This window comes from Rhizobium sp. BK060, from assembly GCF_014193145.1.
In the GTDB taxonomy this organism is placed as follows: Bacteria; Pseudomonadota; Alphaproteobacteria; order Rhizobiales; family Rhizobiaceae; genus Rhizobium.
The window spans coordinates 68,414-89,841 of sequence record NZ_JACHYW010000024.1 but is presented as its reverse complement, the minus strand read 5'-3'; the positions used below and the strand labels follow the sequence as shown (position 1 = coordinate 89,841).

The 21,428-nt window shown below is 60.0% G+C and carries 16 protein-coding genes; 9 read left to right on the top strand and 7 right to left on the bottom strand.

What is annotated here, in order from left to right; translation table 11 throughout:
- Positions 1–16: 16 nt before the first annotated feature.
- The 3 genes from FHT71_RS23485 to FHT71_RS23475 all read left to right on the top strand — a co-directional run bounded on the left by FHT71_RS23485 (position 17) and on the right by FHT71_RS23475 (position 4,089).
- Entirely contained in the window at positions 17–2,155 is a 2,139-nt protein-coding gene (locus FHT71_RS23485; RefSeq protein ID WP_183722239.1) for a molybdopterin oxidoreductase family protein, read from the top strand.
- Complete coding sequence (locus FHT71_RS23480) at positions 2,152–2,745, top strand: NUDIX domain-containing protein (protein WP_007801006.1); 594 nt, start codon at positions 2,152–2,154, stop codon at positions 2,743–2,745. The genes FHT71_RS23485 and FHT71_RS23480 overlap by 4 nt, the downstream gene beginning before the upstream one ends.
- A 180-nt stretch (positions 2,746–2,925) precedes the next feature.
- Positions 2,926–4,089: an alpha-D-ribose 1-methylphosphonate 5-triphosphate diphosphatase gene (locus FHT71_RS23475; RefSeq protein ID WP_132595183.1), complete on the top strand. Its 1,164-nt coding sequence runs from the start codon at positions 2,926–2,928 to the stop codon at positions 4,087–4,089.
- 2 nt (positions 4,090–4,091) lie between these two features.
- Here FHT71_RS23475 and purN read toward each other — a convergent pair whose 3' ends face one another.
- Positions 4,092–4,766, bottom strand: a complete 675-nt coding sequence (gene purN / locus FHT71_RS23470; RefSeq protein ID WP_132595185.1) for a phosphoribosylglycinamide formyltransferase — start codon at positions 4,764–4,766, stop codon at positions 4,092–4,094.
- Positions 4,763–5,836 carry a phosphoribosylformylglycinamidine cyclo-ligase gene (gene purM, locus FHT71_RS23465; RefSeq protein ID WP_132595187.1) on the bottom strand — a complete coding sequence of 358 codons (1,074 nt, stop codon included), beginning with the start codon at positions 5,834–5,836 and terminating at the stop codon, positions 4,763–4,765. The genes purN and purM overlap by 4 nt, the downstream gene beginning before the upstream one ends.
- Before the next feature lie 246 nt (positions 5,837–6,082).
- On the opposite strand from purM, the gene FHT71_RS23460 reads away from it, so the two are divergent.
- The 5 genes from FHT71_RS23460 to FHT71_RS23440 all read left to right on the top strand — a co-directional run bounded on the left by FHT71_RS23460 (position 6,083) and on the right by FHT71_RS23440 (position 12,491).
- Complete coding sequence (locus tag FHT71_RS23460) at positions 6,083–7,204, top strand: AI-2E family transporter (RefSeq protein WP_007801015.1); 1,122 nt, start codon at positions 6,083–6,085, stop codon at positions 7,202–7,204.
- Positions 7,201–7,914 carry a DnaA regulatory inactivator HdaA gene (hdaA, locus tag FHT71_RS23455; RefSeq protein ID WP_183722237.1) on the top strand — a complete coding sequence of 238 codons (714 nt, stop codon included), beginning with the start codon at positions 7,201–7,203 and terminating at the stop codon, positions 7,912–7,914. Before FHT71_RS23460 ends, hdaA begins: the two co-directional genes overlap by 4 nt.
- A gap of 64 nt (positions 7,915–7,978) precedes the next feature.
- The gene (locus FHT71_RS23450) at positions 7,979–10,183 is read left to right on the top strand and encodes an RNA degradosome polyphosphate kinase (RefSeq protein ID WP_183722234.1); all 2,205 of its coding nucleotides are present in this window, start codon (positions 7,979–7,981) and stop codon (positions 10,181–10,183) included.
- Between the two features lie 12 nt (positions 10,184–10,195).
- Complete coding sequence (gene ppx, locus FHT71_RS23445; RefSeq protein ID WP_183722231.1) at positions 10,196–11,719, top strand: exopolyphosphatase; 1,524 nt, start codon at positions 10,196–10,198, stop codon at positions 11,717–11,719.
- A gap of 151 nt (positions 11,720–11,870) precedes the next feature.
- Entirely contained in the window at positions 11,871–12,491 is a 621-nt protein-coding gene (locus FHT71_RS23440) for a YdeI/OmpD-associated family protein (protein WP_183722265.1), read from the top strand.
- 96 nt (positions 12,492–12,587) lie between these two features.
- Here the strand turns inward: FHT71_RS23440 and FHT71_RS23435 are convergent, their stop codons facing one another.
- The 4 genes from FHT71_RS23435 to FHT71_RS23420 form a co-directional block, all read right to left on the bottom strand.
- Positions 12,588–13,946 carry an esterase-like activity of phytase family protein gene (locus FHT71_RS23435; RefSeq protein ID WP_183722228.1) on the bottom strand — a complete coding sequence of 453 codons (1,359 nt, stop codon included), beginning with the start codon at positions 13,944–13,946 and terminating at the stop codon, positions 12,588–12,590.
- A 45-nt stretch (positions 13,947–13,991) separates the two neighbouring features.
- A complete protein-coding gene (locus FHT71_RS23430) occupies positions 13,992–15,059 on the bottom strand; it encodes an adenylate/guanylate cyclase domain-containing protein (RefSeq protein ID WP_132592192.1) in 1,068 nt (355 codons plus the stop codon).
- A 126-nt stretch (positions 15,060–15,185) separates the two neighbouring features.
- Positions 15,186–16,331 carry a ribonuclease D gene (gene rnd / locus FHT71_RS23425; RefSeq protein WP_183722226.1) on the bottom strand — a complete coding sequence of 382 codons (1,146 nt, stop codon included), beginning with the start codon at positions 16,329–16,331 and terminating at the stop codon, positions 15,186–15,188.
- An 83-nt stretch (positions 16,332–16,414) separates the two neighbouring features.
- Positions 16,415–17,806, bottom strand: coding sequence for a multicopper oxidase family protein (locus tag FHT71_RS23420; protein WP_183722223.1), 1,392 nt, complete (start codon positions 17,804–17,806; stop codon positions 16,415–16,417).
- A 271-nt stretch (positions 17,807–18,077) separates the two neighbouring features.
- Here FHT71_RS23420 and aspS point away from each other — a divergent pair, with 271 nt between their 5' ends.
- Positions 18,078–19,868 carry an aspartate--tRNA ligase gene (gene aspS / locus FHT71_RS23415; RefSeq protein WP_132592298.1) on the top strand — a complete coding sequence of 597 codons (1,791 nt, stop codon included), beginning with the start codon at positions 18,078–18,080 and terminating at the stop codon, positions 19,866–19,868.
- A 170-nt stretch (positions 19,869–20,038) separates the two neighbouring features.
- Here aspS and FHT71_RS23410 read toward each other — a convergent pair whose 3' ends face one another.
- The gene (locus FHT71_RS23410) at positions 20,039–21,226 is read right to left on the bottom strand and encodes a hypothetical protein (protein ID WP_007801034.1); all 1,188 of its coding nucleotides are present in this window, start codon (positions 21,224–21,226) and stop codon (positions 20,039–20,041) included.
- Positions 21,227–21,428: the final 202 nt, after the last annotated feature.

Here is a 21,428-nt window from a genome sequence, read left to right as displayed (position 1 = left end):
CGAATATAGAAAAGCCATGAACATTGCGACCCCCATTCACGCCAAATCCGCCGAGTCGAACATCAGGCTCGGTCACACTGCCTGTCCGCACGACTGTCCCTCGACCTGCGCGCTGGAGGTGGAGATCAGTGACGATGGCCGCATCGGCCGTGTGCGCGGCGCAAACGATCACAGCTATACCTCGGGCGTTATCTGCGCCAAAGTCGCGCGCTACGCCGAACGACTTTATCACCCGGACCGGCTGATGCATCCCCTGCGCCGATCCGGCGCCAAGGGGGCAGGGCAGTGGCAGCAGATTTCCTGGGACGAGGCGCTGGATGAAATCGCCGAAGCCTTCGTCAAGGCCGAAGCCCGGGACGGCAGTGAGGCGATCTGGCCTTACTACTATGCCGGAACCATGGGTTGGGTTCAGCGCGACTCGATCGATCGCCTGCGCCACGCCAAGCGCTATTCCGGCTTCTTCTCGTCGATCTGCACCAATCCGGCCTGGACCGGCTTCACGATGGCGACAGGGACGCTGCGGGGACCTGACCCACGCGAGATGGGCCGCACCGATTGCGTCGTGATCTGGGGTACGAACGCGGTGTCCACACAGGTCAACGTGATGACCCACGCCATCAAGTCCCGCAAGGAACGCGGCGCCAAGATCGTCGTCGTCGATATCTACGACAATCCGACGATGAAGCAGGCCGACATGGCGCTGATCGTCAAGCCGGGTACGGACGCGGCACTTGCCTGTGCGGTCATGCATATCGCCTTCCGCGACGGCTACGCCGATCGCGACTACATGGCCAAATACGCCGACGATCCAGGCGGCCTTGAAGCGCATCTGAAAACGAAAACGCCGGAATGGGCTGCGGCCATCACTGGTCTGTCTGTGGACGAGATCGAGGCCTTTGCACGGCTCGTCGGCACGACGAAGAAGACCTATTTCCGCCTCGGCTACGGCTTCACGCGGCAGCGTAACGGCGCCGTCGCCATGCACGCCGCTGCCTCCATCGCCACCGTCCTCGGCTCCTGGCAATATGAAGGCGGCGGGGCCTTCCATTCGAACAGCGATATCTTCCGCATGAGCAATGCGGAACTGACGGGCAAGTCGATGAAGGATGCGGATATCCGCATGATCGACCAGTCGCAAATCGGCCGTGCGTTGGCAGGCGATGCCGTAGCGCTGCGCCATCGCGGCCCGGTCACGGCCATGCTGATCCAAAACACCAACCCGGTGAACATCGCGCCGGAGCAGCGGCTGGTGAAGCGCGGTTTTGCCCGCGACGACCTCTTCGTCGCCGTCCACGAGCAGTTCATGACGGAGACGGCCGAAATGGCCGATATCGTCATCCCGGCAACGATGTTCGTCGAGCATGACGATATCTACCGCGCTGGTGGCCAGAACCACATCCTCCTCGGTCCCAAGTTGGTCGAGCCGCCATCGACGGTGCGAACGAACCTGTTCGTGATCGAGGAACTGGCCAAACGGCTCGGCGTCGCCGATCGCCCCGGCTTCGGCTTCACCGCGCGCGAAATGATCGATCGGGTTCTCGAGGCCAGCAACCTGCCGGGCTACGATCATTTCCTCGAACACAAATGGTTCGACCGTCAGCCGGATTTCGAGGATGCGCATTTCCTCAAGGGATTCGCGCATCCGGATGGCAAGTTCCATTTCCGGCCGGACTGGGTCAACGGTCCCGCGCCGAATAAACCGCCGGCCGCCGTCGGGGCTCTTGGCCCGCACGAGCGACTGCCGCCGTTCCCGGATCAGGTGGATGTCATTGAGGTGGCGGATGCCGAGCATCCGTTCCGGCTCGCAACATCGCCGGCGCGCAACTTCCTGAATTCGAGTTTCTCGGAGACGAAGACCTCGCGCCAGAAAGAGGGGCGACCGGAGCTGATGATGAATCCGACCGATGCTGCCGACGGCGGCATTGAGCATGGTGACCTCGTGCGGATCGGCAACAGTCGTGGTGACCTGCGCATCCACGTGCGCATCACCGATGAGGTCAAGCCGGGTGTGCTGATCGCCGAAGGTCTCTGGCCGAACAAGGCGCATGTCGATGGCGAAGGCATCAACGTGCTGACTGGCGCAGATCCGGTCGCGCCATACGGCGGCGCGGCGGTTCACGACAACAAGGTCTGGCTGCGCAGGGATGCCGCATGACGAAGTTTGACAAGGCAAAAGCCGAGATCGTCGATGTAAAGACGCTCTCGAGCGGATGGACGCGTCTCAGCGGCTTCCAGATTGACTACACGGATTCCGACGGCAAGACACACCGACTGCAGCGCGAGGTCTATCATCGCACACCCGCAGCGACGATCCTGCTCTACGATCCAAAGCGCGACACGGTTGTCCTGGTCCGGCAGTTCCGCCTGCCGGTCTACCTTCATGATGAACCGGCCTGGATCATCGAGGCGCCGGCGGGCCTGCTCGATGGCGATGAGCCGGAAGCCGCGATCCGCCGCGAAGCCATGGAAGAAACCGGATTTCGCATTCGAGACATGCGCTTCCTGTTCAAGGCCTACAGCTCGCCGGGCTCGAGCATGGAGCTGCTGCACTTCTTCGCCGCATCGATCGATACGACCGATCGGGTATCGAACGGTGGCGGACTTGCCGAGGAACACGAGGATATCGAAGTTCTGGAAGTGCCGCTCGGCAAGGCGATGACGATGATTGAGCAGGGCGAGATCGTCGACGCAAAGACGATTATCCTGCTGCAGTGGGCGACATTGAACCGCGAGACGTTACTCTAGAGCGAAATCGGCCGCAAATGCTCCACGGCGGCGGCTTGTTTCAGCTTTGCAGCAGTTGTGACCAGCGGCAGGCGTGAAGTTGGTCAACCACATGACCAACTCGTCTTTGCGTTCACACCTATGTCATGAATCAGCGCTATGCGCTCCGGCTTGTCACAATTACCCTCTCGGAGCAGATCCATGTGGCTCAGCAATTTTACTCTTGTCCTTCCAGATGAGATCGTGAGCCACGGCTCGGTGCGCGTCGAGGACGGCGCGATCGCTGAAGTTCGGCAACAGCCGGTCGCCAACGCCGCCATCGATGGCGGCGGGCGCCTGCTGATGCCGGGTTTTGTCGATCTTCACGGCGACATGGTGGAACGCGAGATCGCGCCGCGCCCGAACGCGCCGATGCCAATCGATTTCAGCATTCACGAACTGGATAAGAAGCTGGCGGCGGCTGGCGTCACGACCGCCTTTGCCGCCGTCTCCTTCGCGACAGAGAGCGTCTACGGTCATGTCCGCTCGCTTGAGACGACCTCGGCCGTCATCGAGGGTATCAACCGGCTTAAGGATGACCTGCTGATCGATCACCGCGTCCACGCGCGCTACGAGATCACCAACCTCGGTGCCGCACCCACGCTTGAGAAGCTGCTCGATGCCGGTCATGTCGATATGGTTTCGCTGACGGACCACACGCCTGGGCAGGGCCAGTACAACAACATCGAAAGCTACATCCTGAGCATTGCCGAACGCCGCGCCATTTCCGAGGAGATGGCCGCCGAGATGGTCACCAAGCGCATCGAGATGCGCGACAATCCGGACATCGAGATCAAGCTGAAGCGGGTCGTCGATCTTGCCCTGAAACACAAGCTTTCGCTCGCCTCCCACGACGACGACAGCGCCGAAAAGGTCGCGCAAATGCACGATCTCGGCGTCACGATCAGCGAATTTCCGGTGACGCTTGCCGCGGCAGAAGAGGCGCGTCGCCGGGGTCTGTGGACGCTGATGGGCGCTCCGAATGCCCTACGCGGACAATCCATGTCCGGCAATCTCAGTGCGCTCGACGCCGCGGCAGCCGGCCTGCTGACGGTTGTCGCTGCTGATTACCATCCCGCAGCCTTCGTGCCTGGCATTTTCAAGATCGCCGATCGCACGAGCCTGCCCCATGCCGTCGCCATGGCGACGCGCAATGCGGCCCGCTCGGCCGGTCTTCTGGATCGAGGCGAGATCGCCCTCGGCCAGCAGGCGGATCTCGTGGTCGTCGAGGTTGGTGACGTGCACCGCATCCGCGCCACGTTCCGCAAGGGCCGTTTCGTCTACAGCGATGGTACGCTGCATCAGCCGCGGGCGCTTGCCGCCTGAGTTCAGGCGCGCTCGCCGATGATCGAAATGACTTTGCCGTTTTCCGCTGACTTGGCGAGGGCGCCTGTGCTGACGGCTTTGCCGCCTTCCATCTGCACCTTGCCCTCGGCAAACAGCCGCAGCGCCTGCGGGTAGAGCTGGTGCTCGACGGTTAGCACGCGCGCCGCTAGGCTCTCGGCACTGTCGTCGGAGCGGATCGGCACGGCCGCCTGGCCGATGACTGGCCCTTCATCCATGCCTTCGGTAACGAAGTGAACGGTGCATCCCGTCACCCGCATGCCAGCATCGATCGCCCGCTGATGGGTGTGCAGGCCGGGGAAGAGCGGAAGTAGGGACGGGTGGATGTTGATCATCCGGCCTTCGTAGCGCTGGATGAAAGTGCCGCTCAGCAGCCGCATGTATCCGGCAAGGCAGAGGATGTCGGGAGACAGTTGATCGAGCGCCGCAAAGATCGCTTCCTCGTGCGCTTCCTTGCTGTCGTAGTCCTTGCGGACGAAGGCGAATGTCCGAATGCCTTCGGCTGCCGCCTTGGCAAGTCCGCCGGCATCGGCCTTGTCGGAGATGACGCCGACGATTTCTGCCGGATAGTCGGCAGCCTTGGCCGCGGCCACTAGCGCCATCATGTTGGAACCGCCGCCGGAGATGAAGACGACGGCGCGTTTGCGCGGCGTCGTCATATGGCGAGCGTACCCTTGTAGAGCGTACCGGCTGCACCCTCGGCGCGGGCAATCATGCGGCCGAGTGCCACGACCGTCTCGCCTTCAGCTTCGAGCGCGGCGGTGACGGTCGCAACGTTCTCAGCCGAAACGACTGCGATCATGCCGATGCCGCAGTTGAAGGTGCGCAGCATTTCCTTGGCCTCAACGCCGCCCGTCTTGGAAAGCCAGGAGAACACCGTAGGAACCTTGACAGCAGCAAGATTTATCTCGGCTGCCAGATGCTTCGGCAGAACGCGCGGAATATTCTCCGGGAAGCCGCCGCCGGTGATGTGCGCCAGCGCCTTGATGGCTTTGGTTTCGCGGATCGCCTTCAGGAGCGGCTTTACATAGATGCGCGTCGGCGTCAGCAGTGCTTCGCCAAGGCTCTTGTCTTCCGCGAACGGAGCCGGGGCATCCCAGGCGAGGCCCGAAATCCCGACGATCTTGCGCACGAGCGAAAAGCCGTTGGAGTGAACACCCGAGGAAGCAAGGCCAAGAATGACGTCGCCCTCGGCAATGTCGCCCGAGGGGAGCAACTGGCCACGCTCGGCAGCGCCGACGGCAAAGCCGGCAAGGTCGTAGTCGCCGGAGGAATACATGCCCGGCATCTCGGCCGTCTCGCCGCCGATCAGTGCACAGCCTGCATCGCGGCAGCCGGCAGCAATGCCTTCGACGATCGCCGCACCCTGGTCGGGGTCAAGCTTACCCGTGGCAAAGTAATCGAGGAAGAACAGCGGCTCGGCGCCTTGGACGACCAGATCGTTGACGCACATGGCAACGAGATCGATGCCGACCGTGTCATGAAAATCGGCGTCGATCGCGATTTTCAGCTTGGTACCGACGCCGTCATTGGCGGCGACGAGAACCGGATCGGTGAAACCAGCTGCCTTCAGGTCGAACAGGCCGCCGAAGCCGCCGATTTCGCCGTCGGCGCCGGGGCGGCGCGTCGAGCGCACGGCGGGCTTGATCTTCTCCACCAGAAGGTTTCCGGCATCGATATCGACGCCTGCGTCGCTATAGGTCAGGCCGTTTTTTCCAGACTGGCTCATGCTGCTCTCCGATGGCTGTGCAGGGGCGGGAAATGTCACCGCCTCAATATGCGGGTCGCCATTGCATGACACGGGCCTACATGCAAGGGATTGCATGGAAAAAGCCCCAATTTCCCGCTCTTTTGACGTTGGCCCTCCGGATTTTCAGCGGCGGGGTTGACCATTCTCTCAGCCACATCCTATGTGCTCGAAAGGTTGCATCGTGACGATGCGGGAAAACGAGACGGTCGATCAGCGGGGAATGTGATGCCACAGCAGGTTAGCGGGGCAGGTCTGAAGCGCCAGGTCATCTTCTGGCTGATCGTACTCGCCTTCTTCATCGGCTTCCTCTTCCTCTTCAGTTCGATCCTACTCCCGTTCCTCGCAGGGATGGCGCTCGCCTATTTCCTCGATCCGGTCGCCGATCGGCTGGAACGCTTTGGGCTGAGCCGCCTGATGGCGACGATCGTCATCTTGATCGCCTTCATCGTCGTGATCGTGCTGGCCTTGATGATCCTGATACCGGTTTTGGCGAGCCAGTTCAGCGATTTTGCCGGTCGCCTGCCGGGCTATATCGATCAGTTGCAGACATTCATTACAACGTCGCAGAACTCTCTCATGCCGGATTGGGTGAGGAACCAGCTCGGGACGATCAAGAACAACTTCTCCGAAATCCTGTCGCAGGGATTTGGACTCCTGACTGGCCTCTTTGGTCAGGTCTGGAGCTCGGGTCTTGCCGTCGTCAACGTGATCTCGCTGATGATCGTTACGCCGGTTGTGGCCTTCTACATGCTGCTTGATTGGGATCGCATGATTGCAAAGGTCGATCAGTACATTCCGCGCGACTATGTAGCCAATGTCCACCAGATCATGCGCGAGATCGACCAGGCGATCGCCGGGTTCATTCGCGGGCAGGGTTCGCTCTGCCTCATCCTGGGCATCTGGTATGCGGTTGGCCTGTCGTTGGTCGGCTTGAACTTCGGCCTGCTGATCGGTCTGTTCGCGGGTATGATCAGCTTCATTCCCTATGTGGGCTCGTTGGTGGGGCTAGTCCTTGCCGTCGGCGTTGCCATCGTCCAGTTCTGGCCCGATTACATCTGGGTCGGCGCGGTGCTCGCGGTATTTTTCAGCGGTCAGTTCATGGAAGGAAACATCCTACAGCCGAAGCTGGTGGGACACAGCGTCGGGCTGCATCCCGTTTGGTTGATGTTCGCGCTCTTTGCCTTTGGCGCGCTGTTCGGCTTTGTTGGCCTCTTGGTCGCCGTGCCGGCGGCTGCCGCGGTCGGCGTGCTTGTCCGTTTTGCGCTTTCACGCTACCTTGAGAGCGATCTCTATGCTGGCGGGTCGAAGATTGGCCAGGTCGGCAAGACAAAAGCTGATCCCAAATGACTGATGTGAAAAACGCTGCTCCAAGGCGCAATGCCGTCGAACAGCTTCCCTTGGCCTTTTCGCACGATGCGGCAACCGGGCGCGACGATCTGTTGATCTCCGAACGGCTTGCGGCGGCCGTCTCGATCGTCGATGCCTGGCCGCACTGGCCTTCGCCCGTCGTGATCCTCGCCGGTCCAGTGGGCTCCGGAAAATCGCATCTGGCGAACATCTGGAAAGATCACAGTGGTGCGGTCGATATTCATCCAAGGGCCGGTGCCAACGCGGCGATCAATGCCGCCAATGGTCCGGTGCTGTTCGAGGATGTCGATCGGCTTGGCTTCGACGACAAAGAACTCTTCCATGTGATAAACAGCGTGCGGGAAAATGGTCACAGTCTTCTGATGACAAGCCGCCTGTGGCCGATGTCCTGGCCGGTAGAACTGCCGGATTTGCGCTCGCGTCTAAAGGCTGCGACGGTTGTCGAGATCGGGGAGCCGGACGAGGAACTGCTGTCACAGGTCATTGTGAAGCTGTTTGCTGACCGCCAGCTTTATATTGATGACAAACTGGTCCTCTATATAGTCAACCGGATGGAGCGGTCGCTGAACGCGGCCCAGACAATTGTGGACAGGCTTGATCGACTTGCCCTCTCTCGAGGCACGAAGATTACTCGAACTCTCGCCGCTGAAGTGTTGAATGAATTGGGCAATTCGGAGCCGGTGGATTGACTGTCACAGTTCTGTCGTGAAACTGATATAATTCGCTGGGCGAATGAAACGGGACAATCAGACCATGGATAGTGCAGTCGCGGAGCATCACCAACCTACTCCGGAAACCAATGAGACTGCGCCATCGCTGGAAGAACTGCTCGCCAGTCCTGAACGTTTCATCAATCGCGAATTCTCTTGGCTGCAGTTCAATCGCCGTGTTCTCGAGGAGACGCTGAACACCGAGCATCCGCTGCTTGAACGCGTCCGCTTCCTGTCGATCTCGGCAGCAAACCTCGACGAATTCTTCATGGTCCGTGTTGCAGGCCTCGAGGGGCAGGTGCGTCAGAACATCGTTGTTCGCACGCCCGACGGCAAGACGCCTGCAGAACAACTGGATGCCATCCTTCAGGAAATCGACAATCTGCAGATGGAGCAGCAGGCATCGCTTGCCGTGCTCCAGCAGTATCTCGCCAAGGAAGACATCCTGATCGTCCGTCCGGGTGCACTCAGTGCATCCGATCGGGCCTGGCTCGCAACGGAGTTCGAGCAGGCGATCTTCCCAGTGTTGACGCCGCTGTCGATCGACCCGGCCCACCCGTTCCCTTTCATCCCGAACCTCGGCTTCTCGATCGGGCTGCAGCTCGTCAGCAAGAACGGCCGTGAGCCTATGACGGCGCTGTTGCGCCTGCCACCGGCACTCGACCGCTTCGTGCGACTGCCCGACGATGGCAACACCATCCGTTACATCACGCTTGAGGACGTCGCCAATGTCTTCATTCACCGGCTCTATCCTGGCTACGAAGTGCAGGGCTCCGGCACATTCCGGATCATTCGCGACAGCGATATCGAAGTCGAGGAAGAAGCCGAAGACCTCGTGCGCTTTTTCGAAACGGCACTGAAGCGCCGTCGCCGTGGATCAGTGATCCGTATCGAGACCGATTCGGAGATGCCCGCGTCGCTGCGCCAGTTCGTTGTTCAGGCCCTCAGTGTTCCGGAAAATCGCGTCGCCGTTCTGCCCGGACTGCTGGCCCTGAACACGCTGTCCGAGATCACCAAGGCGCCGCGTGAAGATCTTCGATTTCCGTCCTACAACGCGCGATTTCCTGAACGCGTCCGAGAGCACGCCGGCGACTGCTTCGCTGCCATCCGCGAAAAGGACATGGTGGTTCACCATCCCTACGAATCTTTCGACGTGGTGGTCCAGTTTCTGCTCCAGGCTGCACGCGATCCTGACGTCCTGGCGATAAAGCAGACCCTCTACCGCACGTCGAACGACAGCCCGATCGTCCGTGCACTGATCGACGCGGCCGAATCCGGCAAGTCCGTTACGGCCCTGGTGGAGCTGAAAGCCCGCTTTGATGAAGAGGCCAATATCCGCTGGGCGCGCGACCTGGAGCGCGCTGGCGTACAGGTCGTCTTCGGCTTCATCGAGTTGAAAACACACGCCAAGATGTCGCTGGTCGTCCGCCGCGAAGAGGGTAAGCTTCGCAGCTACTGCCATCTCGGCACTGGCAACTATCATCCGGTCACCGCGAAGATTTATACAGACCTGTCGTTCTTCACCTGCAATCCGGTGATCGCGCACGATATGGCGAATATCTTCAACTTCATCACCGGCTATGGCGAGCCGGAAGAGAGTATGAAACTGGCGGTTTCTCCCTACACGCTGCGCTCGCGCATCGTTCGCCACATCGAGGAAGAGATCAAACACGCCAAGAACGGCGCGCCGGCGGCGATCTGGATGAAGATGAATTCGCTCGTCGACCCTGAGATCATCGACGCGCTTTACACGGCAAGCAGCGCCGGCGTTGAGATCGATCTTGTCATTCGAGGCATCTGCTGCCTGCGCCCACAAGTGCCTGGTCTGTCCGACAATATCCGGGTGAAGTCGATCGTCGGACGCTTCCTGGAGCACAGCCGCATCTTCTGCTTCGGCAATGGGCACGGGCTGCCGTCCGACAAGGCGCTGGTTTATATCGGCTCTGCGGACATGATGCCGCGCAACCTCGATCGCCGTGTCGAAACGCTCGTCCCACTGACGAATCCGACGGTCCACGAGCAGGTTCTCTCACAGATTATGCTGGGCAATATCATTGACAATCAGCAAAGCTACGAGATATTGCCCGACGGTACGTCCAGGCGCATGGAGGTGCGCAAGGGCGAGGAGCCGTTCAACGCGCAGCAGTATTTCATGACCAACCCCAGCCTGTCGGGTCGTGGCGAAGCCTTGAAATCCAGTGCGCCTAAGCTGATCGCCGGCCTGCTTTCCGGCCGAAACAACAAGTAATATTGGACCTGCATGGTTGAATCAGAAGCCCAGGGGCGCCTTCCAGGGATTGCCCCGGTCTCCGTTGTCGATATCGGGTCGAACTCGATCCGTGTGGTCATCTATGAGGGTATGTCCCGTTCGCCGACGATCCTTTTCAACGAAAAGGTGTTGTGCGGGCTCGGCAAGGGCATTGCGCTGACCGGCAAGATGGATGAGGCGAGCGTCGAGCGCGCTCTGGCCGCTCTTCACCGGTTCAAGGCATTGTCCGATCAGGCGCGCGCTGCCACCATGTTCGTGCTGGCGACCGCGGCTGCCCGCGAAGCATCAAATGGACCGGATTTTATCCATCAGGCAGAAACAATTCTGCAGCGTAAGGTCCGCGTTCTCTCCGGTGAAGAAGAGGCGAAGTTCTCCGCCCTCGGCATTGTCAGCGGCTTCTATGAGCCGGACGGTATTGCTGGTGACCTGGGCGGCGGTTCGCTCGAACTGATTGATATCAAGGGCAAGGAAATCGGCAACGGCGTAACCTTGCCGCTTGGCGGCCTTCGCCTGTCCGAATATGCCGGCGGCTCGATGGAGAAGGCCCGCACGTTTGCTCGCAAGCATGTGAGAACAAGCTCCAAGCTTCTGGCGAAGGGCGCTGGGCGCACCTTCTACGCCGTGGGGGGCACCTGGCGAAACATCGCAAAGCTGCACATGGAATTGACGCAGTATCCGCTGCATATGATGCAAGGTTACGAGGTCTCGCTCGAGGCGATGATGCAGTTCCTCGATCACGTGGAGATCGCCAGGGACTCGAGAGATCCCGCATGGTTGGCCGTCTCGAAGCATCGCCGCGCGTTGCTTCCCTTCGGCGCGGTCGCCATGAAGGAAGTCCTGAGTGCGATGAACCCCTCTGTTATCTCGTTTTCGGGGCAGGGCGTGCGCGAAGGCTACCTCTATTCATTGCTTTCCGACACCGAGCGCCGCAGCGATCCACTATTGGCCGCGGCGGGCGAGCTTGCCATTCTCCGTGCCCGTTCGCCGGAGCATGCCAGAGAACTGGCGGAGTGGACCGGTCGGATGATGCCCTATTTCGGCGTCACCGAGACGAAAGAAGAGGCGCGCTATCGTCAGGCCGCATGCCTGCTCGCCGACATCAGCTGGCGCGCACATCCCGACTATCGCGGCTTGCAGGCACTGAACATCATTGCCCATTCGTCCTTCGTCGGCATCAGCCATCCCGGCCGGGCATTCATCGCGCTCACCAACTACTACCGGTTCGAGGGGCCGCATGATGACGGCGCGACGGGGCCGTTGGCGACGATCGCTACGCCGCAATATGTCGAGCGCGCCAAACTACTCGGCGGAATGCTGCGGGTCGTCTACCTTTTCTCGGCATCCATGCCGGGCGTGGTCCGCAACCTGAGTTTCCAGAAGTCGTCCAATCCCGATCTGGACCTGGAGTTCGTGGTTCCGGCGGAGTACAGCGACTTTGCCGGTGAGCGCCTTGATGGCCGCCTGCAACAGTTGTCCAGACTCACCAACAAGCGCTTGGCTTTCCGCTTCGAGTAGCGCTTCGCGCTTGACCAAGGCACACCGCCGCGAACAAACCGACGACTTTGTTGATCGCTTATGGCGCATTCCCGCAAATTTCGTCCCTAAGTTGACGTATTGGTTCGGTATGCTTGCAACCAACATCACGAGCGACATTTGGGCGAGAGACATGATCACGGATATTGAGGACTTTTTTACGAAAGGATGCGGACGCTGCGAGCGGTTTGCGACACCGGACTGTTCGACACGGCAATGGATTGACGGCCTAAACGAACTTCGCCGCATCTGTCGCGATGCGGGCCTCGTCGAGACGGTGAAATGGGGGCATCCCTGCTACATGCACGAAGGCCGCAATATCGTGATACTCGGTGCCTTCCGCGGCGATTTTCGCGCAAGTTTCTTTAACGCCGCACTGATGAAGGATCCCGAAGGCGTGCTTGAGAAGCAGGGATCGAACACCCAACATCCCGACATGCTCCGTTTTGTAAGCAATGCACAGGTAGCAAAGATGGAACCCGTCATCCGGTCCTACTTGAAGGAGGCGATGGGCTATGCGGAGGCAGGCATTAAGCTGCCTAAAGAGCAAAGCCAAATAGAACTGCCCGACGAGTTGGTGGAGGCCCTGGATTCCGACCCTGAACTTGCCGAGGCTTTTCACGAGCTGACGCCCGGCCGGCAGAAAAGCTACGTGATCAATCTCAACGGGGTGAAAAAGTCGGAAACGCGAACGACGCGGATTGCTAAATTCCGAGATCACATTCTCGCTGGAAAGGGCGCAACAGAGCGCTAGTCCGAATTTTCGAACGCCCAACCGATCTGGTGTCTGCCGCGTCGTTCCCGAAAAAGCCCCGCTCCTTCGAGCGGGGCCTTCCTTATGAGCGTAAACTTACTTCGCGTTCAGGAGCTCGCCGACTTCGAGCAGGCTGAACTCGTTGTTGTCGGCCTTGTCGACAGCGCGGCCCGCCGAGAAGGGCAGGTTGTTGTCGTTGCCGACGACGATATGGGTGGCATCGACGCGATCGACGTTCTCGATCGTCACGAACGGCATGTCGTAGATGCCATCCTTGCCGCTAGCTTTCTTCTTATTGTCCGGGTCCTTGATGTTCAGGAGGTCGATGTAGCCAATCTTGCGAACAGACTTGCCGACGTTGGCGTCGTTGAACTCGATCTTGTAGATACGCTTGAGGTCGGCCGGTGCCTCGAAGCAATCCGGCTTCGGCTGCTTGGGATCGGCGCAAGCCTTGTCCTTCGTGCCGGCGCCGTTGTCGCGTTCGATGACGAGCGCGGTCGTGTCGTCGAGCATGTTGAAGTCGCCGATCGAAACGCCCTTGTCCTCGAAGGGGTAGAACCAGCTGCGGCCGGTCCAGCTCTTGGAGGCAGTGTCGAACTCGATGACGCGGATGGCGGTATGGCCGTCAACCGACTCCATCTTGCCGTCGTCCTGATAGATAGCGCCTTCCAGAAGGCCGTAGAGCTTGCTGCCATCCTTCGACATTGCAAGACCTTCGAAGCCACCCGAGCGCTTGAGGTTGAACACAGGCATCTTGGCGATCGGATTTGCCGGAACGGAGAGCACCGGATTGTCGGGCGACATAACCGGCTTGCCGTCGACAGTGGTCGAGATCACGTCGGTCAGGCGGCCTCCCGTGTCGAACTTGATGATATAGGGTCCGAACTCGTCGCCGACCCAGAAACCGTCGGCCACAGGCTGCACGGATTCGATGTCGAAATCTGCGCCTGTGAGATAACGCTTCTCAGTGCCTTCCAGAACGATCGGGAAAGGAGCTTTCTTGCTGGGGTCGGAGAGGAAGAGGTTCTTGACGACCTCGACCTTGCCCGTCTGCCAGTCGAACTTTGCCTGATGAAGGAAGAGCATCGCGTCGCTGGAGTTCGCCTTCGAGCCGAAGCCGTTGTCGGAGAGCGTCCAGAACGTGCCATCCGGCATGGTCTTGATGCCGGAGAAGCCCTGGATTGGTTGACCGTCGAAGGGCAGCTTCAGATCGGTGACGCGAGCGCCGTCCTTGCCGGGAACCGTACCGAGCGCTTCGGTGCGCTTGCGGTCGGCGGTCGTGAACTTGCCCGAGTGCTTGAGGAACTCAGGCGCATCGGCTGGAGCCGCGACGAGTGTGTTGGCCGGCAGAATGGCCTGGCCTGCGAGCTTAGCTGGAAATTCCTGCTGGTCGGCGGCGGCCGAACCAGCGATCAAAAGAAGAAATGAAACAGAAGCGAGAAAAGTATTTTTCATCGAAACCCCCAAGGATTGGAATGCGGGTCTCGATTAGCAATGCTTTCATGTCGGCGCGTTGACGCTTGCGTGAAGCTTTGATGACGCCTTGCGGTTGTCTGCCTTGGCGAGCGCGATAACGCCGAGGCTCTGGCCGCGGCCCTTGACGGCGTGGCTTCCAAGATCCTCGGCCGAGACCGTCTCCGGCATCTTGATCCGCAGGGCGAGGTCGCTTGAGATGAGAACCGATCGGTTCAAACTCTTGCAGAGCGATTCAAGTCGGGATGTGGTGTTTACGGTGTCGCCGAAGTAGGTGATCTTATGATGGTCGACGCCGATTTCGGCCGTAATAACCGTACCGCCATGCAAGGCGGCGCGCAGGCGAGGGACCTGACCAAATGTCTTCAGCCAGTTCTCGGCGTCCGCCTCTATCGCGCTGATGATATCGAAGATGCAGTTCACGCATCGGCCGAACTTGATCCCGCGCTCCAGCGGCCAACTGATGATCGCGGCGTCACCCACGTAGTCATCGATGGTGCCCTTGTATTTCCGGACCGGCTCGGCGAACGACGCAAACAGGGAACTCAGCATCTGTTGGGCTCGAAGATCGCCGTGCTTCTCGGCAAAGGAGGTCGAATCCACCAGATCGATGAACAGGAAGACGCGCTCCTCGCTGATCGGCTTCCGGTAACGGCTGAAAAGCATGCTGATGAAGATGTCGCGGCCCAGCAGTTCGCGGATACGTAGCACGAAGATGATAAGCGCACACACGGCAAGGGCATAAAGAAAGGCGTCGAATGGCAGGATAACGGCATCGACCCACGATGCTGGGCGAAAGGCTCCGAGCCACCACATCGAGAGGCCGGCAACCGCAAATCCAACGCTCATCAGGATCTCGTAGACGAAGATCTCAGCGAGGAAGAACGTCACCGTCGGCAATGCCTGCATGCGCCGGTAAAGGCCGCGCAGGATCACCTTGCGCTCGAAGGCGATGATCGGCATGCCGATGAACAGCGCAAAGGTCGCGCCGACAAACGGATGGCCGCCATAGAAGCGCATGTCATAGAAAACGCCGCTCGCGGCTATGACAAGCGCGATCAACAGCCAGTTCTGGACCGGAGATATTTCCCTCATGTAGTCCTTTTCGCGGTACCTGTCCGTCGGGGATACCTAGGGCATATAGGAAACGTTGATTGTTTCCGAAAGGCGCTGCGTCAGTTTCCTTGGACCGAATCGATCTGGAGATGACTGTGATGGCACCTAGAGCGCCACCGTCTCGACCTTCTTGCCAACGAAGCGGAGGGCAACCTGGCCCTGGATGAGCTGCAGCGCGGGCTCACCGAAAAGCTCCCGCCGCCAGCCATGCAGCGCTGCGACTTCGGCCTTCTCGCCTTCCGCCGCGATGCGGTCGAGATCTTCGCTGTTGGCGATCACCTTCGGTGCGACGCCATGCTTTTCCGAGATCAGCTTTAACAGGACCTTCAGCAGCTCGGCGGCAGCGGCAGCACCTTCCGGCGGTTGCGTCTGTCGTGGAGCATGCGGCATCTCGGCCTTCGGCAAGGCGAGCGCGGCATTGACGGCTTCGACAACGGCGATGCCGGCTGCCGATCGCTCCCAGCCCTTGGGGATCGCTCGCAGGCGGCCGAGCGCTTCGGCGTCCTTCGGTTGCTGCTGGGCGACCTCGTAGATCGCGTCATCCTTGAGGACGCGCGAGCGCGGCACGTTGCGGGAGCGCGCCTCGCGCTCGCGCCAGGCGGCCACATATTTCAAAATGGCAAGTTCCTGCGGCTTGCGCAGGCGCATTTTCAACCGCTGCCAAGCATCGTCCGGATGCATGTCGTAGGTCTCGCGAGCCTCGAGGATATCCATCTCCTCCCGAAGCCAGGACGAGCGGCCTTCGCGTTCGAGCTCGGCCTTCAGGTAGAGATAGACGTCGCGCAGGTGCGTCACGTCGGCAAGCGCGTAGTCCAGCTGCTTTTCCGAAAGTGGCCGGCGGCTCCAGTCGGTGAAGCGCGAAGACTTGTCGATCTGAACGCCTTTGGTGCGATTGACGAGCTGATCATACGAGACGGAGTCTCCGAAGCCGCAAACCATCGCAGCAACCTGCGTGTCAAAAATCGGATGCGGGATGAGGCCGCCGCGGTTGTAGATGATCTCGATATCCTGGCGTGCGGCATGAAAGACTTTCAAAACGGCAGGATTGGCCATCAGTTCAAAGAATGGCTTGAGGTCGAGACCCTTCGCCAACGGATCGACCAGCACTTCCGTTGTCGGACTTGCCATCTGGATCAGGCAAAGTTCCGGCCAGAATGTTGTCTCTCGGAGAAACTCGGTGTCGATGGTAATGAATTCTGACTTGGCCAGCTCTTTGCAGGCCGCCTCCAAATCGGCGGTTGTTTCGATCATCTCAATTCATTCGCAGGATAGACATAGTTGAACCTTCCTTCTCCTTTCGGCCGGATAAGTCAACTAGAACCCGTAAAGACCCGTCAAACAACCCTGACATAACTGGTCATGCCAGTCTTCTGATGCTCGATGATATGGCAATGCAGCACCCAGTCGCCGGGATTGTCGGCCACGAAGGCGAGTTGCACCTTCTCGTCTGGTTGTACGAGATAGGTGTCGCTAACGAGTGGCATGACCTCCCGCGTCGATGACGACAGGACGGTGAAACTCATTCCGTGCAGATGGATGGGATGCGCATGCGGTGTCACGTTCTCAAGCTGCAAAATGTAGCTCTTGCCGAGCTTCAGTTCCGCCAGCGGCGCGGTCGGGTCCGCGGTGTCGCCCGGCCACGGCACCTTGTTGATGGCCCAGAAGCTGTAGCCGAAGGTGCCGCAGATACTGTCGGCAGGCGCGCTTTCGGCCGTGGCGCTGAGAATGAGCGGAATCCTCTGTGCCGAGGACAGATCGGCCTTAGCGACCGGGTTTTCGCTGAGCGTGCCGAGATCGCCGACATGGCGCTTCAAGGATGTTCCGACAGCTCTAAGCTTGGCGATCGTCTTCGGCGTCGTGCCCCTGATGTCTTCGAGTATGGCAATGGCGCCCTCGCTGTCCGGCATCCGCACGGCGAGATCGAGGCGCTGGCCTGGGCCGATCCGCAGCAGATCGAGCGGAAAGCGCTTCGGCACAGGGTTGCCGTCGATCGCAATCACCGTCGCCTCGGCACCTTCCATCTTCAGCGAGAAGATGCGGGTGACGTCGGTCACGGCAATTCGCAGCCGGATGAGACCGCCGGCCGGCGCCTCGTATTGTGGCTCCTGGTGCCAATTGGCCGTCCTTACCGTTCCGTAAGTACCGGTCTTTGCTGCGTCGCGTGGACGGAAGGCCGCAATGAATTGGCCGTCGCCGCCGAGGCGCCAGTCGCGCAGATTGAGCACCACTTCGGCATCGAATGTCGGGTCGGCTGGATCCTCGACCACGAGAACACCGGTCATGCCGTGGCCCATCTGCGTCAGCGTGTTGCAATGGGGATGATACCAAAAGGTGCCAGCATCCGGCGGCGTGAAGGCATAATCGAAGCTATCGCCGGTATAGACGTAAGGCTGCGTTATGAACGGCACCCCGTCCATCTTGTTGGCGATTCTCAAACCGTGCCAGTGGATCGTCGTCGGCTCGTCGAGCGCGTTCGTCAGCTGTGCCGTATAGGGCTTGCCCTTGGTCATCCGTAGCACCGGCGGCATGCCGCCGTCACCCCAGCTCATGATCTCTTTCGTGACACCGGCATCGGTGATACTGGCCGTCGTCTTCACCGCTTTCAAGACCTGCGGCTCGGGGGCTGCTTCCGCAAGCCCAAACTTCCCCGCGATCCCGACACCGACGCCATATGCACCTGCGACGGCAGAGGCTTTCAGGAGATTGCGGCGAGTGAGGAGGGGCATGTAGAGGCTCCGAGAAAATGATAGCGTTCCTCTTTAAAGTTGACCGCAAGCTTCAGCAATATGGTGCGATGTTGCCAAACTGCCGCATGGCTTTTCCCGGTGACACGGTTGCATGCTTGCCATAAAGCCTTCGCAACGCGCGTGCCCTACGCGCCAACCCTTGACAAATCAGACCGTCCATGCGCTTTTCCGCCCGATTTTCTTGTCGGTGCGGGAGAGCCATCAGAGCCCCTTGCTGCCGTCTTTAAGCCAGATACCGGGAATTGAGATGATGCATCGTTACCGCAGCCACACATGTGCAGCCCTCCGCAAGTCGGATGTCGGCGCCAATGTCCGGATTTCCGGCTGGGTCCATCGTGTTCGCGACCATGGCGGCGTTCTCTTCATCGACCTGCGCGACCACTACGGCATCACCCAAGTCGTTGCCGATCCGGATTCGCCCGCTTTCAAGCAGGCCGAACTGGTTCGCGGCGAATGGGTCATTCGCATCGACGGCCTCGTGAAGGCTCGTACGGAAGACACCGTCAACAAGAACATGGCGACCGGCGAGATCGAACTCTACGCGCAGGAGATCGAAGTTCTCTCCGCTGCCAAGGAACTGCCACTGCCGGTCTTCGGCGAGCCGGATTATCCGGAAGACGTGCGCCTGAAGTACCGCTTCCTCGATCTGCGCCGCGAGACGCTGCACAAGAATATCGTCAAGCGCACGCAGGTCATTTCGGCCATGCGCCGCGAGATGGGCAATATCGGCTTCACCGAATACACGACGCCCATCCTGACGGCCTCTTCGCCGGAAGGCGCACGCGACTTCCTCGTGCCATCACGCATTCATCCTGGCACGTTCTACGCGCTGCCGCAGGCGCCGCAGCAGTACAAGCAGCTGCTAATGGTCGCCGGCTTCGACCGTTACTTCCAGATTGCCCCGTGCTTCCGTGACGAAGACCCGCGCGCCGACCGCCTGCCGGGCGAATTCTACCAGCTCGATCTCGAAATGAGCTTCGTCGAACAGGAAGACGTCTGGAACACGATGGAGCCGGTCATTCGTGACATCTTCGTCGAGTTCGCCGATGGCAAACCAGTGACTGAGAAGTTCCCGCGTATTCCTTATGAGACGGCGATCCGCAAGTACGGTTCCGATAAGCCGGACCTGCGCAACCCGATCGAGATGCAGGCCGTGACCGAGCATTTTGATGGCTCCGGCTTCAAGGTCTTCGCCAATATGATCGCCTCCAACCCGAAGGTCGAGGTTTGGGCTATTCCAGCCAAGACCGGCGGCTCCCGCGCCTTCTGCGACCGTATGAACGCCTGGGCGCAGAGCCAGGGCCAGCCGGGCCTCGGCTACATCTTCTGGCGCAAGGAAGGCGAGAAACTCGAAGGCGCCGGCCCGCTTGCCAAGAACATAGGCGAGGAGCGCACCGACGCGATCCGTAGCCAGCTCGGTCTCGATGACGGTGACGCCTGCTTCTTCGTCGCTGGCGACCCCACGAAGTTCTACAAGTTCGCCGGGGAAGCCCGCACCCGGGCCGGCGAGGAACTGAACCTCGTCGATCGCGATCGCTTCGAATGCTGCTGGATCGTCGATTTCCCATTCTACGAATGGTTGGAAGAAGAAAAGAAGATCGACTTCGCCCACAATCCGTTCTCGATGCCGCAGGGCGGCATGGAAGCGCTCAACGGCGCCGATCCGTTGTCAATCAAGGCCTTCCAGTACGACATGGTCTGCAACGGCTTCGAGATCGCCTCGGGCTCGATCCGCAACCAGCTGCCGGAAGTCATGGTCAAGGCCTTTGAATTGACCGGCAAGTCGCGCGCCGAGGTCGAGGAGCAATTTGGTGGCCTCTACCGCGCCTTCCAGTACGGCGCACCGCCGCATGGCGGCATGGCCTTCGGTATCGACCGCATTGTCATGCTGCTTGTCGGCGCGAAGAACCTGCGCGAAATCTCGCTGTTCCCGATGAACCAGCAGGCCCAGGATCTCCTAATGGGTGCACCGACGCCGGCAACGCCGACGCAGCTGCGTGAACTGGCGATCCGCCCGATCCCGCCGGTCAAGAAGGACTAAGCAGGCTTACTGAATGATAAAAGCCGGCAATCGATTTCGCCGGCTTTCTTTATTTCTGCGAGGCTCCAGATCGCGTCCAGCAACGTGACGGTCAGCGGTCACCTCGCTACTAAGTAGAAAACCCAGCGGGCAACGGCGCGCCGGGTTTCCAAGTAGTCAAGCTTGGCCGATCAATCGTTGGCCGAAACCTTCACGCCGAGAACCTGCGGCAGCGTGTTCGGTGCGCCCATCGCAGCACCCATGATCATCGGGAACGGTACAGGCTTTGCCGGAGCAGCGGCAAGCGTCAGGCTCTTCGGGTCGTCGAGGAAGGTGTTGACGGCCGCCGATATGGCGTTCTGCAGCTCCGGAATGTTGAGCTGCGCCAGCATGATCGGCGTCATCGCCTTCAGCGAATCCGCCATCTGCTGGCCGGAGATGTTCTGCTGGCTGCCGGCGTAGTCGAGCGCGCGCTTGGTGATGGAAGCATCATCGAAGCGGATCTGGGCACTTTCAAACGACAGCTGCTGCATCAGTCCGAGCATCGAGAGGCCGAGAGCCTGCTGCGCTTCTTCCTTGTTCTGGTTCGCTTCGGCCTGCTTGGCGGCTTCTTGCAGCGACTTCAAGAAAGGCATCGTGTAGCCGGAGATTTTGAAGGCGAGGTTCAGCTTGCCGATGTTGTTGAAGTCGAAGGCGAATTCGGAAACGTCGATCGTGCCTGGCGTCAGCTCCCAGGCACCCTTCATCGTGATGTCGCCTTGGATGTGCTGAAGTGCGAGCTTGTCGATCGCATCCTTGCTTTGCGCGTCGCTTGCCTTGCTGAGATCGGCCTTCAGGCCCTTGAAAGCGCCATCGAAGTCGAAGCCGGACTCGTCTTCGCGCAGCGTCAGGTTGACGTCGCTTTCGGCGATCGAGAATAGTTCCGCGCCGTTCTGGACAACCTTCACAGGACCGCTGTGAGCGTTCTCATAAAGCAGCATGGAGTCGAGCCCTTCGCCCTTCGGATCGGCGGGGATCGAAATGCCGCTAAGCGTCAGATCGGTGGCCGTGAAGGTCGCGCCCTCATTGGTGGCGCTGACATTCGGGAAGGACGCTTCCTCGACGTAGTAGCCGCCGTCGTCGTCGGCTTCGACACCCGTCATCGTGATATCGCCGATCGACACCGCTTCACCGCTGTTTGCCTTGAAGCTCGCCTTCTTCAGGGTCACGGTCGTACCGTCGACGTTGACGCTATCGGCAACGATCGTGCCGCCCTGTTGGCTATAGGCGGCATTGATCTTCTTCAGCAGATCCTGGCCGTCGAGCGCGAAAGCCGAGCCGGCGAGAGAGAGAAAGGCAACGCCCGAAAGCATTAGCCGTGTCGTCCGGTAAAAAGTCATCTGGGGTCCCCTGGTGGCGGTGCGTAGCGACGGCTCAATTCGTTGCCGGTCTACTGTGGTTCAATCGCGGGTTATATTTGCGGATTTCTAAATTTGTGTTGAAGGGAAAACGAAACAACGACCAAATTCAGGCAAAGTGTCTCAAGCCATTCTTTTCCTGTGCCCCCAAGACTTCGTCCACAGCCGGAATGCCCGGAATCCT

Excerpts from the sequence above, each read along its gene's own strand:
- FHT71_RS23435 (WP_183722228.1), bottom strand. The coding sequence starts at position 13,946 with ATGAAAAATACTTTTCTCGCTTCTGTTTCATTTCTTCTTTTGATCGCT.
- FHT71_RS23485 (WP_183722239.1), top strand. The coding sequence starts at position 17 with ATGAACATTGCGACCCCCATTCACGCCAAATCCGCCGAGTCGAACATC.
- ppx (WP_183722231.1), top strand. The coding sequence starts at position 10,196 with ATGGTTGAATCAGAAGCCCAGGGGCGCCTTCCAGGGATTGCCCCGGTC.
- FHT71_RS23460 (WP_007801015.1), top strand. The coding sequence starts at position 6,083 with ATGCCACAGCAGGTTAGCGGGGCAGGTCTGAAGCGCCAGGTCATCTTC.
- purN (WP_132595185.1), bottom strand. The coding sequence starts at position 4,766 with ATGACGACGCCGCGCAAACGCGCCGTCGTCTTCATCTCCGGCGGCGGT.
- FHT71_RS23450 (WP_183722234.1), top strand. The coding sequence starts at position 7,979 with ATGGATAGTGCAGTCGCGGAGCATCACCAACCTACTCCGGAAACCAAT.
- FHT71_RS23480 (WP_007801006.1), top strand. The coding sequence starts at position 2,152 with ATGACGAAGTTTGACAAGGCAAAAGCCGAGATCGTCGATGTAAAGACG.
- aspS (WP_132592298.1), top strand. The coding sequence starts at position 18,078 with ATGCATCGTTACCGCAGCCACACATGTGCAGCCCTCCGCAAGTCGGAT.
- FHT71_RS23475 (WP_132595183.1), top strand. The coding sequence starts at position 2,926 with ATGTGGCTCAGCAATTTTACTCTTGTCCTTCCAGATGAGATCGTGAGC.
- hdaA (WP_183722237.1), top strand. The coding sequence starts at position 7,201 with ATGACTGATGTGAAAAACGCTGCTCCAAGGCGCAATGCCGTCGAACAG.
- rnd (WP_183722226.1), bottom strand. The coding sequence starts at position 16,331 with ATGATCGAAACAACCGCCGATTTGGAGGCGGCCTGCAAAGAGCTGGCC.
- FHT71_RS23430 (WP_132592192.1), bottom strand. The coding sequence starts at position 15,059 with ATGAGGGAAATATCTCCGGTCCAGAACTGGCTGTTGATCGCGCTTGTC.
- FHT71_RS23420 (WP_183722223.1), bottom strand. The coding sequence starts at position 17,806 with ATGCCCCTCCTCACTCGCCGCAATCTCCTGAAAGCCTCTGCCGTCGCA.
- FHT71_RS23410 (WP_007801034.1), bottom strand. The coding sequence starts at position 21,226 with ATGACTTTTTACCGGACGACACGGCTAATGCTTTCGGGCGTTGCCTTT.
- purM (WP_132595187.1), bottom strand. The coding sequence starts at position 5,836 with ATGAGCCAGTCTGGAAAAAACGGCCTGACCTATAGCGACGCAGGCGTC.
- FHT71_RS23440 (WP_183722265.1), top strand. The coding sequence starts at position 11,871 with ATGATCACGGATATTGAGGACTTTTTTACGAAAGGATGCGGACGCTGC.